The 13,391-nt window shown below is 44.4% G+C and carries 16 protein-coding genes; 4 read left to right on the top strand and 12 right to left on the bottom strand.

Annotated features, from left to right (window positions below; genetic code table 11):
• Window positions 1–223: 223 nt before the first annotated feature.
• Window positions 224–1,291, bottom strand: coding sequence for an NAD(P)/FAD-dependent oxidoreductase (locus tag JOD03_RS12475; RefSeq protein WP_204591608.1), 1,068 nt, complete (start codon window positions 1,289–1,291; stop codon window positions 224–226).
• A gap of 126 nt (window positions 1,292–1,417) precedes the next feature.
• Here JOD03_RS12475 and JOD03_RS12470 point away from each other — a divergent pair, with 126 nt between their 5' ends.
• Window positions 1,418–1,654 (top strand): YuzB family protein, encoded by a 237-nt coding sequence (locus JOD03_RS12470; protein WP_204591606.1) that lies wholly within the window; start codon window positions 1,418–1,420, stop codon window positions 1,652–1,654.
• Window positions 1,655–1,707: 53 nt separating this feature from the next.
• Here the strand turns inward: JOD03_RS12470 and JOD03_RS12465 are convergent, their stop codons facing one another.
• Both JOD03_RS12465 and JOD03_RS12460 read right to left on the bottom strand, forming a co-directional pair.
• Window positions 1,708–2,472: an HAD-IIA family hydrolase gene (locus JOD03_RS12465; protein ID WP_204591604.1), complete on the bottom strand. Its 765-nt coding sequence runs from the start codon at window positions 2,470–2,472 to the stop codon at window positions 1,708–1,710.
• Window positions 2,459–2,920 (bottom strand): DUF86 domain-containing protein, encoded by a 462-nt coding sequence (locus tag JOD03_RS12460; RefSeq protein WP_204591602.1) that lies wholly within the window; start codon window positions 2,918–2,920, stop codon window positions 2,459–2,461. Before JOD03_RS12460 ends, JOD03_RS12465 begins: the two co-directional genes overlap by 14 nt.
• 74 nt (window positions 2,921–2,994) lie before the next feature.
• Here JOD03_RS12460 and JOD03_RS12455 point away from each other — a divergent pair, with 74 nt between their 5' ends.
• Window positions 2,995–3,261, top strand: a complete 267-nt coding sequence (locus tag JOD03_RS12455; protein ID WP_204591598.1) for a DUF3055 domain-containing protein — start codon at window positions 2,995–2,997, stop codon at window positions 3,259–3,261.
• 491 nt (window positions 3,262–3,752) lie between these two features.
• Here the strand turns inward: JOD03_RS12455 and JOD03_RS12450 are convergent, their stop codons facing one another.
• The 7 genes from JOD03_RS12450 to JOD03_RS12425 are packed head-to-tail and all read right to left on the bottom strand — an operon-like array spanning window position 3,753 to window position 10,162.
• A complete protein-coding gene (locus JOD03_RS12450; protein ID WP_204591596.1) occupies window positions 3,753–4,772 on the bottom strand; it encodes an ABC transporter ATP-binding protein in 1,020 nt (339 codons plus the stop codon).
• A complete protein-coding gene (locus tag JOD03_RS12445) occupies window positions 4,759–5,562 on the bottom strand; it encodes an ABC transporter permease (protein WP_204591594.1) in 804 nt (267 codons plus the stop codon). Before JOD03_RS12445 ends, JOD03_RS12450 begins: the two co-directional genes overlap by 14 nt.
• A complete protein-coding gene (locus JOD03_RS12440) occupies window positions 5,562–6,434 on the bottom strand; it encodes an ABC transporter permease (RefSeq protein WP_204591592.1) in 873 nt (290 codons plus the stop codon). The genes JOD03_RS12445 and JOD03_RS12440 overlap by 1 nt, the downstream gene beginning before the upstream one ends.
• The gene (locus tag JOD03_RS12435) at window positions 6,418–7,650 is read right to left on the bottom strand and encodes an ABC transporter substrate-binding protein (RefSeq protein WP_204591591.1); all 1,233 of its coding nucleotides are present in this window, start codon (window positions 7,648–7,650) and stop codon (window positions 6,418–6,420) included. The genes JOD03_RS12440 and JOD03_RS12435 overlap by 17 nt, the downstream gene beginning before the upstream one ends.
• 1 nt (window position 7,651) lies before the next feature.
• Entirely contained in the window at window positions 7,652–8,299 is a 648-nt protein-coding gene (locus JOD03_RS12430; RefSeq protein ID WP_204591589.1) for a TVP38/TMEM64 family protein, read from the bottom strand.
• The gene (locus tag JOD03_RS13805; protein WP_239584980.1) at window positions 8,296–8,748 is read right to left on the bottom strand and encodes a DUF1499 domain-containing protein; all 453 of its coding nucleotides are present in this window, start codon (window positions 8,746–8,748) and stop codon (window positions 8,296–8,298) included. The genes JOD03_RS12430 and JOD03_RS13805 overlap by 4 nt, the downstream gene beginning before the upstream one ends.
• Before the next feature lies 1 nt (window position 8,749).
• Window positions 8,750–10,162 carry a dihydrolipoyl dehydrogenase family protein gene (locus tag JOD03_RS12425; protein WP_239584979.1) on the bottom strand — a complete coding sequence of 471 codons (1,413 nt, stop codon included), beginning with the start codon at window positions 10,160–10,162 and terminating at the stop codon, window positions 8,750–8,752.
• A gap of 75 nt (window positions 10,163–10,237) precedes the next feature.
• On the opposite strand from JOD03_RS12425, the gene JOD03_RS12420 reads away from it, so the two are divergent.
• Both JOD03_RS12420 and JOD03_RS12415 read left to right on the top strand, forming a co-directional pair.
• Window positions 10,238–10,831, top strand: coding sequence for a CDP-alcohol phosphatidyltransferase family protein (locus JOD03_RS12420; protein ID WP_204591587.1), 594 nt, complete (start codon window positions 10,238–10,240; stop codon window positions 10,829–10,831).
• Window positions 10,828–11,895: an FAD-dependent oxidoreductase gene (locus JOD03_RS12415; RefSeq protein WP_204591585.1), complete on the top strand. Its 1,068-nt coding sequence runs from the start codon at window positions 10,828–10,830 to the stop codon at window positions 11,893–11,895. The genes JOD03_RS12420 and JOD03_RS12415 overlap by 4 nt, the downstream gene beginning before the upstream one ends.
• Window positions 11,896–12,082: 187 nt before the next feature.
• Here JOD03_RS12415 and JOD03_RS12410 read toward each other — a convergent pair whose 3' ends face one another.
• Entirely contained in the window at window positions 12,083–12,430 is a 348-nt protein-coding gene (locus JOD03_RS12410) for a YutD family protein (protein ID WP_338032476.1), read from the bottom strand.
• A gap of 9 nt (window positions 12,431–12,439) precedes the next feature.
• Window positions 12,440–13,369, bottom strand: coding sequence for a lipoyl synthase (gene lipA / locus JOD03_RS12405; protein WP_204591583.1), 930 nt, complete (start codon window positions 13,367–13,369; stop codon window positions 12,440–12,442).
• Between the last annotated feature and the right edge of the window lie 22 nt (window positions 13,370–13,391).

The raw sequence follows: 13,391 nt of genomic DNA, 5'->3' as shown, positions 1-13,391 counted from the left end.
GTGGTGGCTGAGCTTGTTTTATGGGCTCAGTTTTTGTTTTTATGGCGGCTGAGCGGTCGTTCATCGGATGAATGGGGGATTTGTTCTACACTAACCCTGATTTGTTCTACCTAAATCGCAATTTATTCTACCGAAGTCGTTTTATGGAAACTAATTTAGCTTCCCAGGGAAGACTTCATAAAAAAACCAAGAAACGCTGCATACACAACGTCCCTTGGCCTAATCAACCATTATGCTTTTTGTAGTACCAAAGCAGACCGGATTTCATCAGACGCGCGATGCGGCCTGTTACGGACATGTCTGCAAGATATGCGAAACCTTGTTTCTTCCCTAGGGATCCCATAAATCCTTTTAACTTGATATCTGGGAGCTTTGCAGGAAGCGTGTCGCCGTTCCATTTTGCTTTCAAAACGTTCACGATTTGTTCCGCTTGTTCTTCTGCTAGTTGAGCGCTCGGCGCGAATGGTAGTGACGCACAGTCTCCTACAATATACACGTGCTCATCTAGTGGTAGATGATGATGTGGAGATAAGATAACGCGACCCGACGAATCTTTTTCACCCGGTAATGCACGTACTGGCGCAACTGGTTGAATACCGGCTGTCCAAACAACGGCATCGACTGGAATTGTTTCATCGTGGTTGTGCAGCATCTTCTCTTCCACTTTCGTGATGTTCGAGTTGCTGATGACTTCTACATCGTTTTCGTCGAACCATTTCTTTACGTAATTACTTAGACGTTCTGGGAAATCGCGAAGAATACGCGGACTGCGATCAAACAATTTGATGCGTAGATCCGGACGAGACTCACGAAGCTCTGAAGCCAATTCAATTCCACTTAAACCTGCTCCGACGATTCCAACTACTGAATTAGAAGGAAGGTCACCAAGAACGTTGTACGTCTGGCGAGACTTGCCGATTGTTTGAATACTCATCGTGTATTCAGCAGCTCCTGGTACGCCGTGGTATTTGTCTTCACAACCTAGGCCGACGACTAAATCGTCATACTTTACAGCTTCTCCGCCTTCAAGCAACACTTCTTTGTTTTCCGTGTCGATCTCAACAACTTCCCCGTGCTTGATGTTCAGCTTCTCACTAATAGGAAACGATACACGCACCGCGTGATCTGATACCGTTCCTGCTGCTAGTGCATAAAATTCTGTTTTTAAGCTATGAAAAGATGTGCGGTCGATCAATGTGATTTCTACATCGGACGGAAGATTATTCGGAAGCAAGCGCAATAAAATACGCATATTTCCATATCCGCCTCCAAGCAGTACTAATTTTTGCATATGAAAACTCCTCTGCATGCATTGTCAGTTTAAGTATAATGGATTGTGAGACATTTCACAATAAGACGCAGGAATTGACGCGTTTGAAAAAATGCAGTAGCATCAACTTGTAGCGAGGTGATATCGATGAATCCCATGGTGGAGTTTTGTATTAGTAATATTGTAAACGGTGCTCAAGAGGCGTTTGAAACGCTTGAAAAGGACCCCAATTTAGATGTTCTTGAATATGGCTGTACAAGTAATTGTACAATCTGTGCGGACACATTATTTGCAGTAGTTAACGGGGACATCGTTCGTGGCGAAACACCTCAGGAACTGATAGACAATATCTATACCTATATAGAAGAAAATCCATTATTTTAAACAACAAATCAGTAGCATCTCTTGACGACTGTCTCGAATGCTACTGATTTTTTTTATGCCAATAAATCGGTCATTTTATCAACAAATCGTGTTATCTTCATACCTTGCTCACGGATAGTTTCCGGACGGTCCACTCCGGAATTGACGTGAATCGTTGCAATTCCGAAATCAACACCTGCTAGTAAATCTGTCTTCATGTTATCGCCAATTAGCACCATCTCTTCACGAGCCGCACCCGTCGCCTGCTGAATCAACTCCAGCATAATGGGTGACGGTTTCCCACAAAAGATAGCGTCAGTCTCTGTCGAATATTCGACCAATCGCACAAACGCACCATTTCCAGGGAGAAATCCTTGGTGTGACGGGAAGGCATGATCTGGATTCGTCGCAATGAGCGTAGCACCGGCTCGAACTTCAAGACAAGCTTGAGAGAGTTTATCGTATGTGATACCCCGGTCGATCCCCATCACGACAGCATCTGCATTCCGCTCCGTCAGCTGCAGACCAGCAGCAGTCAATTCATCGCGAAGTGCGTCCGTACCAATAACGTACACACTCGCCTCTGGAAAATCACGTTTGACGAAATGAGCAGCAGCCATTCCAGATGTGTAGATCTGTTGCTCAGTCGTCTCGACACCGAACCCTCTAAGTTTTTCTTTAATCTCAGTTCGTGTCATAGACGCATTATTTGTAATATAAAACGGCTCAATCCCTTTTTGCTGCATCGCACGAATGAACGTGATCGCTTCCGGAATCGGCTCAGCACCTTTATAGACCGTTCCATCTAGATCAAGACAGACAATTTTATAATTGAACATTCGAGTCCTCCGGTAAAAATGCCGAAACAGGGCCAAGTTCATTCACTAAATACTTCCGGACGTGGTTAGGAAATTCGACGAGTGTCCCGAGCTGTCGGTCTAAAACAGCTGTCACTTCTTCTGCATTCACTGCAAAATAGTCGCGCACCACATTTTTACGAAGGGCAACGATTTCTTTCAATCCCTTTTCCATATCAGCAGGTACAACTTTTTCATCTACTAAAATGTCGATGATGTCATCGTAGCTTCCAGGGTCGCGCATGATGAAGCCGTCAATCATTGCATTTCCAATATCGAGGACTGATTCGATGGAAGAGCTTGCAATACGCTCCAGAATCAATTGGCTTTCTGGGTAACTAGACCATTGGTGTTTGTTTTGATAGACTGCAACCAACTCTTCAAGGTGAGTGGCAATGAATTCAATCCGTTTCCGGTCGACAAAATACATAAGCAGTTCCTCCTGTTTGAATACGTTTCACCTCTATAGTACCATAGGATTGACAAGAACTTGAGGTGAACAGCATGGAACGTTTTTATTTATATGACGATGTCGAAGATACAAAGACTCGCTTTGTGAGTTTTACAGGAGAAACGCAGCGCTACGATTTAGCAATTCTGCAGAGCACACGCTTTTTCGGGAAAGTTTTAGTAATGGATATCCAATTCAACCGGATGGCTATTATCGGCGCGGATGATGTGGAAGAAGAAGGTTATCTGGAGCACGCATTTAACCGAAATCCAGAGGAAGCAGAGGAGCTTCGCGAGTATTTGCGGGAACTTCTGAATTAAGTTTTTAGATGTGGAGCCGACTGTTCAGAAATTGTGCAATTTTAGAAGTTGAGTTCCACTGCGGGGCTGCTTTCCGTGGGCGCTGCGTGAGCTTCCTCGTCGTAGCCTCCTGCGGGATCTCACGGCAGACTGGAATCCCACTGGAGTCAACCCCTCCTTTCCACTCAACTTCAGTTTTAGATGTGGAGAATGCCACCTTACATTCGGATGAATTGATTTAGATTCATCTTACAAGGATTGCTTTCAAGATCAAAATACGAATGAAAAGGAATGGGGCCGCTCAAATTCGAGCGGCCCCATCGCGATTCTTCTTAATTTCTCAAGTTCTTACTAGTAAGGGCTTGGGACTTCTGCATTTAACGCCCGAGTGATGCCCATTAGCGACCGAGAACACTCATTTAACGACCGTAGTTTGTTCATTAGCGACCGAAACTCTCTGATTAACGCCCCTAATGATGTTATGGAAACTAAACACCCGGATCTTCAAGGAATTACTCCCGCAACAATACGAGGTCCTCATCTGGTAATCCAATTGTAATCGAGTCCCCTACTCGCAAGGCTTGTGCATCCGGGGTTAGTTTACGTACTGTGAGTTCATGCCCTTCCACCTCAACCACCGTTTCTATGTATCCCTTGTGATGCACGACCTCATTTACCAAGCCCTGTAAAGATCCCTTCAACGAAATCGCTTCTGAAGGTATCGCCCACTGGTACTTTCCACTTTCAATCGATATAGTAGCTGCATATGTTCCAAATGGCGTCACGATGCTGTCCTGTTCGACTTTGACCGGAATAAAGTTTTTATAGCCTAAAAACTTTGCCACTGCTAAAGTAGCTGGAGACCTATACAGCGTTTGAGGATCCGCCACTTGCACGACTTCACCTGTTTGCATGAGCGCAATCCGGTCCGACAGATAAAAAGCTTCTTCTTGATCATGCGTGACACAAATTGTCGTGACACCCGTTTGCTGATGAACAGTTTTGACCAATTGTTGCATCTCGACTTTCAGTAAAGGATCTAATGCGCTAAAAGGTTCATCCAGTAAGAGTAAAGTCGGCTCAATGACCAAAGCTCGAGCCAATGAGACGCGTTGTTGTTGGCCACCTGACAACTCGTATGGATACCGCTTTCCATACCCTCCTAATCCGACTTCTGCAAGCACTTCTTCAGCCTTCTTCAATCGTTCTTTCTTCGCCACTTTTCGCATCCGAAGGCCAAATGCTACATTCTCTGCAATCGTCATATGTGGAAACAAATGAGGTTGTTGGAACATCATCGCAAACTGTCTATTCTCAGAAGGAACCGATGTTAGTTCTTTCCCTTGTTGATAGACCTCACCACCATCTGGTGCAATAAGTCCCGCTACAAGTTTTAATAAAGTTGTTTTACCGCATCCAGAGGGGCCTAAAAGCGTCACAAATTCTCCAGATTGAATCGTTAACGAAACTGGAGCTAGCGTAAAGTCCTCCCCGTACGATTTGGAAAGATTTTTGATTTCAAATCCACTCATGACAGCCTCCTTTTCTAGTTGCATAATACGAACGAAGCCCTCCGTCTAAAAGTAAGACGAGAGCAAGTGCTACAGCAGAAAACACTAAAGTGTACGCTGATCCAATCGCTGGATCCCCACCATTTAAAAATGGAACGAAGAGGATTGGCAACGTGATGACCTGACCTGCACCAATCAACAATGTCACACTATACTGACTAAGTGAAATCAACATACTTAGAACAACGCCTGCCGTTAACCCGGGAATCAAGTGCGGCAAGATGACGTGATAAAAGCGTTGTGATTTTGTTGCACCAAGCATTTTTGCAGCATCTTCCGCTTCCTCGTTCATCGTTTGAAAACTAATCATGGCTGCTCGAATCACGTAGGGCATGGACGGCGCAAGATGTACGAGGATGACCCCTATCACGGTCTCCGTCAATCCAAGTCGTAAAAACGTCAAATGGATGCCCATGACCGCTGCAAGCGCTGGTACAAAAATAGGTGCGAGGAGTACAGCTTCAATGCCACTTTGAAAGCGCAATTTCTTTCGTGTTAATGCATACGCCGCTGGTATTCCTACCATCAAGTTGATGACTGTCACACAAAATGCAATCCACAAACTCAAGAAGATGGCTGAAAGCGTCCGTGAAGATGGAGAGAAAACACTTTCCCAGGCACGTAAATTAATCCCGTCCGGAATAATCGTCGGAAATCGCCACACTCCCCCGAAACTTGCGATGAGAGCTGGCACGAACGGTAAGGCAAAGATCAACCCGATTAAAAGTAAATAGAAGGATGAACGACGCATCACTCCCACCCCCGTTCATAGCTCTTCCGGTAAAAGCGATACGCAACTAGCCCTACAACAAGTGCAACCGTGGTCAATAACCACATAATGACGAGTGCTTCAGAACGGTCTGCAAAGCTACCACTTGTGTACAGTTGGAAAGCATAGACTGGAAGTGTGGATGGGTACGTTACTCCTAATAGATACGGTACTTCAAATGAAGAGAGTGTATAAATAAAGACAATCAAACTAGCCGTGATGACCGCTGGCCGAATTGCAGGTAAGAGAACATGCCAAATATAGTGAGTAGTTGTAGCTCCGTATACTTTTGCAGCATCCAACCAATTGTCGTGGATTCGAGCAAGGACCGGATACACAAGTAAGGCGATGAACGGTGCCTCTTTCCAGCTATAGGTCAAAATCATTCCTAGCCCGAAGCGGTCGTTCACCACAACAGGAAATTCTGAAGGCATGTCTATCCACCCCAATGCATATGAAACTCGTGCAATCAGTCCACTTTGAGAGAGTAATAAAATCATGAAATAACCCGCCGCGAGATGAGGGATTGTCAATGGAAGTTGAAAAAGGCGGAGCAGCCAACGTGCACTGGTCCGCCTAGCCATGAAATAAAGTGCAAGCGCTGCTCCAACACCAAGAATTGTTGCACTACTTGTAGATAAAATCGCCACTCGGACCGTGAGATCAAGTGAATCCGCAAAAAGCGAACTCGTCATAACCTCTTGGTACGCCTGCAGTGAAAATGTTGAAGTTCCTACAGCTGGAAAATATCCGAAACTCTTAAACAATCCATCGATCAATCCGCCAAAAAATAATACCCCTGTCAGCACAAGTGCTGGCAGTACAAGTAAATAGTCTTTAGTTCTGTGCCACATTCTCCAACCAGCCTTCCTCAATCCATTCGACATAGATGGATGGGATTTCTGCTATACGCTTTGATTCAAGCTCTTCAATGGATAAAGAGGCTTCCCCTAAATCAATTGCTGTAAAGACTTGTTGTTGTTCATCCGAAAGCTTAGAAAAATCAAGTACAGGAAGGTCTCCCCAGTTTGCAGGGTCTAGTTTCGCAGCTTGCGCTTCAACAGATAACAATTCATTGATCACTACGGCTGCTCCAAGTGGATTTTCTGCATTAAACGGGATGGCTAAATAATGGGTGTTCGACAACGTACCTCCATCAAAAATAAAAGTGCGCGTCGAGTCTGGGAATCGTCCGTTTTGTACTTCGGCAGCTGCTTTGATTGGATCATAAGCCATTGTATATGCGACCTCTCCATTCGTATAGAGTTGATCAAGACGGGCTAAACTCTCAGGATACGTATCTCCTGCTCGCCACAAATAAGGCTCTATCGCATTTAAATACTCCCATACCGGCTGCATCATTTTGTCAAACTCATCACGCTCCAGTGGCTCATCTGATGTGAATTGTTCCGTCCCCACAATTTCCTCTAGTGCATGTCGAACGAATGCTCCTCCTGTGAAATCTGGAAGAGCAGGGTATGTAAATTGACCAGGATTGTCTTGGACCCACTGAGCGAGTTGCTCAAAAGAAGTAGGCACATCAGTAACATCTTCTGAGTTATACGTCATCACAAATTGTGCAGTCCCCCATGGAGCTTGCAAGTTGTCGACGGGAATGCCAAAATCCTCTGCGATTTGCGGCGCTTGTTGATCCACAAGATCTGCTACGTTCGGCAGTTTATCCGCAAACGGTTGATTGAGCAAGTCGTTGTCCTTTGCATTTCTAAAATTCTCTCCGTTGATCCACATAATATCTATGCTGCCCGTTTCTTTACCTGCCGTTTTTTCATCTAGTAGCTGCGTCAATATTTCTTGTGTATCATTCACTGGTACACGGTTAAGAGAAATGTCGTACTGCTCTTCTAGTCTCGGAGTGACCCACTCATCAAAGTAGCTATTGATCGAATCACTACCTCCCCACATATAGAGGTTTACAGTCGTTCCTTGTGCTGCTTCGGTCAACTCACTCCATTGTTGTGAAAAGTCCGCTACTGGTGCTGCCTGTTCATTACTACATGCCCCAAGAACAAGTAGGAGCATACTAGAAGCGAGCATCCATTTTTTCTTCATCTTATTCCCCCATCTGTTCTTTTTGTTGAAGTTTCTTTCGTACAATCAAACTGATCACTGTGAATAAAACGACTACTGTTAAAGCAGCTACAATAACACGCCAATCTCCTGCTATCAAACTTCCACCCAGAAAATTGTAAGCCACTGTTCCAGGAAACATCCCGATGACTGTGGCAAGAATGAAAGGAAGCCATTTGACTCGTGCCAAACCGGCTACATAACTCACGACATCAAAGTTTAAAAATGGTACTAATCGAAACCATACTACATAAATAAAACCGTTCTCTTCCATCTGCCGTTTCGCTTTTTGCAAACGATCATTAGGTGCTGAAGAGCTCCATAACTTACTAAGTCTCTCAGCCATTACATACCCTACAACTGCGCTTAAAGTAGCTCCAATTAGAGTATAAAGCGTTCCAAACCAAGCGCCAAACAAAACACCGCCTGTCAATGTGAGAACGGACGCGGGAAAGAAAACGAGTGGACGAAGTGCATAGATCACAATGTAGACAACAGGTGCCCATGGACCAAGTGATTCAATCCACGTCTTGATTCCTTCAGCAGACAGAGCTGGAAGAGAGTTGACAATATACGCTAGTAGAACAAATAGCAGACTACTGGCGATCGCAAGTTTTTTCTTGCGTGTCATTTGGTCTGTTCCAAGTAAAGTGCACGAATTTTTTCATAGCGCTTTCGGTTCACACCGCCGTCTGAATAGCCAATTCTCGAGCCTGAACGCACGTGAATAACATCTTCTCCTTCACGAATCGCAAACTCAAGATCATCTTTGAATTTCATCAATTTTGTAGTTGCGACTGCATGGATATAGCGTGGTTCATGTGTCATGACTTCAATTGATTCCATCTCATCGAGTACCTCTAAAAGGTGCTTGATTGATTCACCTTCGGATCCTACAAACGGCAATGGCTCCACATAAGCAGACTGTTTATCCGTTTGAGAAGAGACGGCATTTGGAGTCATCGGAAGCTCTCGTAGATTCCCATTTTCTGCTCCTAAATCACGCGGTTGTGTCCACATTTTCACCATTCCTCCTGTAACTAAAATTCCGGTAAGTAGTACGCCGACTTTCCATTTCATATTACTCACTCTCCTTGTCACGCCATTTTGTCACTTGCTTGACAATTGGTTTGTTGAGGAGATTATCGACATAAATTTTCTTCCCGAGCTTCACGAGTATTTCACTATACGTTGGATACGGATGAATCACGCTAGAAAGTTTGCCCATATTAATTTCTAGCATTTTTAGTGTTTGGATGTGGCTGATAATCTCACCAGCTCGGTCACCTACAGCACTCGCCCCTAAAATCATCCCTTTTTTATCGAGTATGACTTTTAATTCGCCCATATAATCCGGCTTCGTTTTCGCCCGGTCAAGCTCATCATAGGAATGCGTATACACTCGAGTCGAATCACCGTGCTTGTCACGAGCTTGTTTTTCTGTCAGTCCAGAGTGTCCGATTTCAGGGTCTGTATACGTACACCACGTAACATTCGAATAGTCCATTTTTCGGCGAATCGGTAAAATCGCATCTTGTGCAGCTGTAATACCTTGGGCATTCGCCATGTGGGATAGTTGATACGGTCCAACAACGTCTCCGATGGCATAGACGCCTTTTGCTGTAGTCTCCATATGCTCATCTACTTTGATTCGTTTCTTGCTGTACCCTACACCAGTCTTTTCTAGGCCGTATCCTTCTAATGTTGCTTGACGACCGAGTGCCACGAGGATTTTGTCTGCCGTCAAATCAAATTGCATTCCATCCTTTTCGACAGTCAGGTGAATCTTTCCTCCCTGTTGTTTAACCGATTTGGCTTCTGTACCCGTGTGAATGTGTACACCTTCTGATTCCAAGCGGTCTTGCACTAGTTTCGCATGCTGCTCTTCGTCGTTTCCGAGGATACGAGGTCCTTTCTCCACGAGATGGACTTCTGTTCCTAGTCGAGCAATGGCTTGAGCCATCTCGGAACCAATCGGGCCGCCCCCTAAAATAAGGAGACTTTTTGGGAATGTTTGTTGTTGAAACAAGTTTTCGTTCGTTAAATAATCGACGTCTTTGAGTCCTACAATTGGAGGAATCAATGGTTTCGATCCAGTGGCAATGATGACTTTTTTTGCTTCAATCACTGCACCATTCACTTCAATACGATGTGCATCTAAAAATGTTGCTTTCCCCTGAATGAATTCAATTCCCGATTTTGCAAGGACTTCTGGCGACTCATTTAGATAAACGTCCTCCATGACCTGACGCACTTCTTCTAAAATCTTTTCTGTGTCTGGAGCAAAGTCAGGTACATATTTCCGCACATGATGAATTTCTTTCGCACGATTGATCAGTGCTTTAGAAGGAATACAACCCGACCAGGTACATTCTCCACCTGGTTTATTTTTATCGACCATAATGACTTTTTTTGAAAATCCGGCACCTGTGAAGGCTGCCGTTAATCCCGCTGCACCGGCTCCAAGTATAAGGATATCTGTTTGTTTTGACATCTATGTACCACCTCTCTTGTCTACTGTGTGTATAATGTAATCTATACCATACTTTAAATTGAAAGCGTGATGAATATGCTCGATACACATGCACGAAAATATGTGGACCCTGTAATTAACCAGACTGCCGGTAAACTACTCGATATTGGGTTGACTGCCACCCAAGTGACTAATATTGCGTTTACAATCGGGGTCACGTCTGGACTTTGGATTTACTTAGGAAATCCATGGCTTGCGCTAACCACACTTTGGTTCTCAGGATTTTTAGATGCGGTCGATGGTGCGATGGCCAGAAAATCCCGTTCTTCCGCTTGGGGAACTTTACTTGATGTGAGCTATGACCGATTGGTTGAAATAAGCGTCATCATAGGGCTCGCATTTCTCTATCCAGATTCAATGTGGGCATTACTGCTTCTCGCGTGCTCTATTATTTGGGCGATGACCATCTTTTTGACGGTCGGTTCATTGACTGAGAAAAAAGGGATGAAATCGTTTTATTATCAACCAGGTTTAGCGGAGAGAACGGAAGGATTCATTTTGTTCTCACTTATGATACTATTCCCCACCTACTTAACTTTACTCACGCTTCTGTTCTTAGCTGTAGAAATTTTCACTGCCCTGCAGCGTCTTCGTGAAGCCAAATCAATCTTAAAGGAGGATGCAGCATGAGAACGATTGTATTAGTTGGTGCAGGACATGCGCATCTTCACATCATTCGAGCATGGTCACGTGAACCAATACCGAACTGGCGTTTAGTCGTTCTTTCAAGCTCTTCGTATCAGTATTATTCGGGGATGTTCTCTGGTTATGCAGAAGGACTCTATAATGAGAAAGAGACACGCGTGCCGCTCGTTCCTTTTTGTCGAATTGCGGGTGCATTGTTTTATGAAGAAACTGTTACGAAGATAGATGCTGCGACTCAGACGCTAAATTGTGCTAGCGGAAAAAGCTATCCGTATGACTTAGTATCATTTGATATAGGATCTCGCATTGACATCCCACGCAATTTTGAGGAGATCTCACCTCAAATAAAACCTGCAGATAAGATGATTGAAGCGATCGAGTCGATACGAACAACCGAGCATCCCGTTGTAATTGGCGGTGGTGCAGCAGCAGTGGAGATGGCGCTGTCTATTCAAGAATGGCGAAAGAACAATGGCTACAGCAATCCTGTTCAGCTCATTAGCAAAAGCGCGTTGTTATCTGAGACGAATGCTCAACACTCTGTGCGCGATGAGCTTCGAGCAGCAGGTGTACATTTGAAAGAACAAGATTCGCCGTCGTCCTTACATGAAAGTGTGATAACGACGGAGTCTGGAAACATGTATCCTTGTACCTCAATGTTTTGGCTGACAGGAGCCTCTAGTTTCTCCCTATTTGATGAAAGTGATCTTGTCACGGAAGAGGGCTTTTTAGTTGTCACACCGACTCTTCAGGCAGCAGAACAACCTCTAATTTTTGCTGCAGGAGACTGTGCACACTTTGGTGAAGGAATTGCAAAGAATGGCGTTCATGCGGTGAAACAAGGCCCCATCCTTTGGTATAACTTGCAAGCTATCATTTTGAATCAGAAGTTACGAGAGTATGAACCCAAATCCAACCAACTCTCAATTTTATCTCTCGGCAACTGTCGAGCTCTTGCTCTCTACGGTAAAAAGAGTTTTAAAGGAAAACTTGCTTGGAAGCTAAAGAATCGAATCGATCAGAATTTCATGCGAAAATATCGATTGTAGGTAGATGTGGAGCCGACTTCAAGACGTTGAGTTCCGTTGCGGGGCTGCTTTCCGAGGGCGCGTCGTGAGTCTCCTCGGCGCAAAATCACGCCTGTGGGGTCTCACGTTCCGCTTTTAATCCCTCCGGAGTCAGCCCCTTCACTTCACTCAACTTACTTTTTAAATCTATAAAAAAAAGAAGCCGGAACTAGTCCGCCTTCTCTTCTTTCACTACCTCTTCAATTGCTACCACTTCTGGTTGTTTCTCCACTTGAATCTTCCCAAGCTTCTTCAATAAAAAGTATGCACAGCCAAAATTACAATATTCTAAAATGTAATCGTGGATTGTCCCGATTTTTGTATCAAACGTCGCTTTGGAGTTTGAGTCTTCGTAGAATCCACGAAGTCGAAGTTGACCATAACCCCAGTCACCAAAAATATAATCATATTTTTGTAGGACATCGCTGTAGCGCTCTTCTAAAACCTCTTGATTAAACCCTTCGCGAAACTCTTCTACTACTTCATATTGAAAACCTTCTAAATGAATACGTGTCACTAGTTTCACCTAATTCTGCACAGCGAGTTCTTCTTCGCCAGCTGCTTGTCGTTGTTTTGCTGCTGCATTGACTTGTTCATCCGCATGGTAGCTGCTTCGAACGAGTGGGCCCGCCTCACAATGCGAGAAGCCTTTTTCCATCGCAATTTTACGCAGCTTTCCGAACTCGTGTGGTGTGTAATATTTTTGTACTTTTAAATGTTTTTTCGTTGGTTGCAAATACTGACCGATCGTCATGATATCCACATTGTTTGCACGTAGGTCGTCCATAACTTCGATAATTTCTTCCCATGTCTCTCCAAGTCCAAGCATCAGTGACGACTTCGTTGGGATGTCCGGTTGCATCTCTTTTGCACGGCGTAAAAACTCAAGTGAGCGATCGTATGTAGCACGTGCACGAACCCTTGGTGTTAAACGACGCACGGTTTCAATGTTGTGGTTTAAAATGTCTGGTTTTGCATCCATTAATGTGCGCAGGTTTTCTTCTACCCCACCCATATCAGAAGGTAAAACTTCAACTGTTGTGAATGGATTTTTGCGACGAATCGCACGTACCGTTTCTGCAAATACTTTTGAACCGCCATCTTTCAAATCATCACGCGCTACAGCTGTTACTACGGCATGTTTCAAGTTCATAATAACGACACTGTCTGCCACGCGTTCTGGTTCTGCGAGGTCCAGCTCATTTGGTAGTCCTGTTTTTACTGCACAGAAGCGACATGCACGTGTACAAACTGCTCCTAAAATCATGAATGTAGCGGTACGACGTGTTCCCCAACACTCATGAATGTTTGGACAACGTGCTTCTTCACATACAGTATTTAGATTATTTTCACGCATTAATTTTTTCAAGCCTGTATATTCTTCATTGGTATTGAGTTTAATTTTTAGCCACTCCGGCTTACGTTCGCGTTCTGTAGTTGGTTTACACGATGTCATTACGGTAGCCCCCATCCTTAGT

Source organism: Chryseomicrobium aureum, from assembly GCF_016909155.1.
Taxonomy (GTDB): Bacteria; Bacillota; Bacilli; order Bacillales_A; family Planococcaceae; genus Chryseomicrobium; species Chryseomicrobium aureum.
Note: the sequence above shows the minus strand (reverse complement) of the source record. Positions and strands in the feature narration are given on the sequence as shown.

What these genes read in the sequence shown, in the direction of transcription:
- JOD03_RS12465 (WP_204591604.1), bottom strand. Translation starts at nt 2,472, where the DNA reads ATGTTCAATTATAAAATTGTCTGTCTTGATCTAGATGGAACGGTCTAT.
- JOD03_RS12440 (WP_204591592.1), bottom strand. Translation starts at nt 6,434, where the DNA reads ATGTGGCACAGAACTAAAGACTATTTACTTGTACTGCCAGCACTTGTG.
- JOD03_RS12415 (WP_204591585.1), top strand. Translation starts at nt 10,828, where the DNA reads ATGAGAACGATTGTATTAGTTGGTGCAGGACATGCGCATCTTCACATC.
- JOD03_RS12425 (WP_239584979.1), bottom strand. Translation starts at nt 10,162, where the DNA reads ATGTCAAAACAAACAGATATCCTTATACTTGGAGCCGGTGCAGCGGGA.
- JOD03_RS13805 (WP_239584980.1), bottom strand. Translation starts at nt 8,748, where the DNA reads ATGAAATGGAAAGTCGGCGTACTACTTACCGGAATTTTAGTTACAGGA.
- JOD03_RS12455 (WP_204591598.1), top strand. Translation starts at nt 2,995, where the DNA reads ATGGAACGTTTTTATTTATATGACGATGTCGAAGATACAAAGACTCGC.
- JOD03_RS12460 (WP_204591602.1), bottom strand. Translation starts at nt 2,920, where the DNA reads ATGTATTTTGTCGACCGGAAACGGATTGAATTCATTGCCACTCACCTT.
- JOD03_RS12420 (WP_204591587.1), top strand. Translation starts at nt 10,238, where the DNA reads ATGCTCGATACACATGCACGAAAATATGTGGACCCTGTAATTAACCAG.
- JOD03_RS12475 (WP_204591608.1), bottom strand. Translation starts at nt 1,291, where the DNA reads ATGCAAAAATTAGTACTGCTTGGAGGCGGATATGGAAATATGCGTATT.
- JOD03_RS12435 (WP_204591591.1), bottom strand. Translation starts at nt 7,650, where the DNA reads ATGAAGAAAAAATGGATGCTCGCTTCTAGTATGCTCCTACTTGTTCTT.
- JOD03_RS12450 (WP_204591596.1), bottom strand. Translation starts at nt 4,772, where the DNA reads ATGAGTGGATTTGAAATCAAAAATCTTTCCAAATCGTACGGGGAGGAC.
- JOD03_RS12470 (WP_204591606.1), top strand. Translation starts at nt 1,418, where the DNA reads ATGAATCCCATGGTGGAGTTTTGTATTAGTAATATTGTAAACGGTGCT.
- JOD03_RS12430 (WP_204591589.1), bottom strand. Translation starts at nt 8,299, where the DNA reads ATGACACGCAAGAAAAAACTTGCGATCGCCAGTAGTCTGCTATTTGTT.
- lipA (WP_204591583.1), bottom strand. Translation starts at nt 13,369, where the DNA reads ATGACATCGTGTAAACCAACTACAGAACGCGAACGTAAGCCGGAGTGG.
- JOD03_RS12445 (WP_204591594.1), bottom strand. Translation starts at nt 5,562, where the DNA reads ATGCGTCGTTCATCCTTCTATTTACTTTTAATCGGGTTGATCTTTGCC.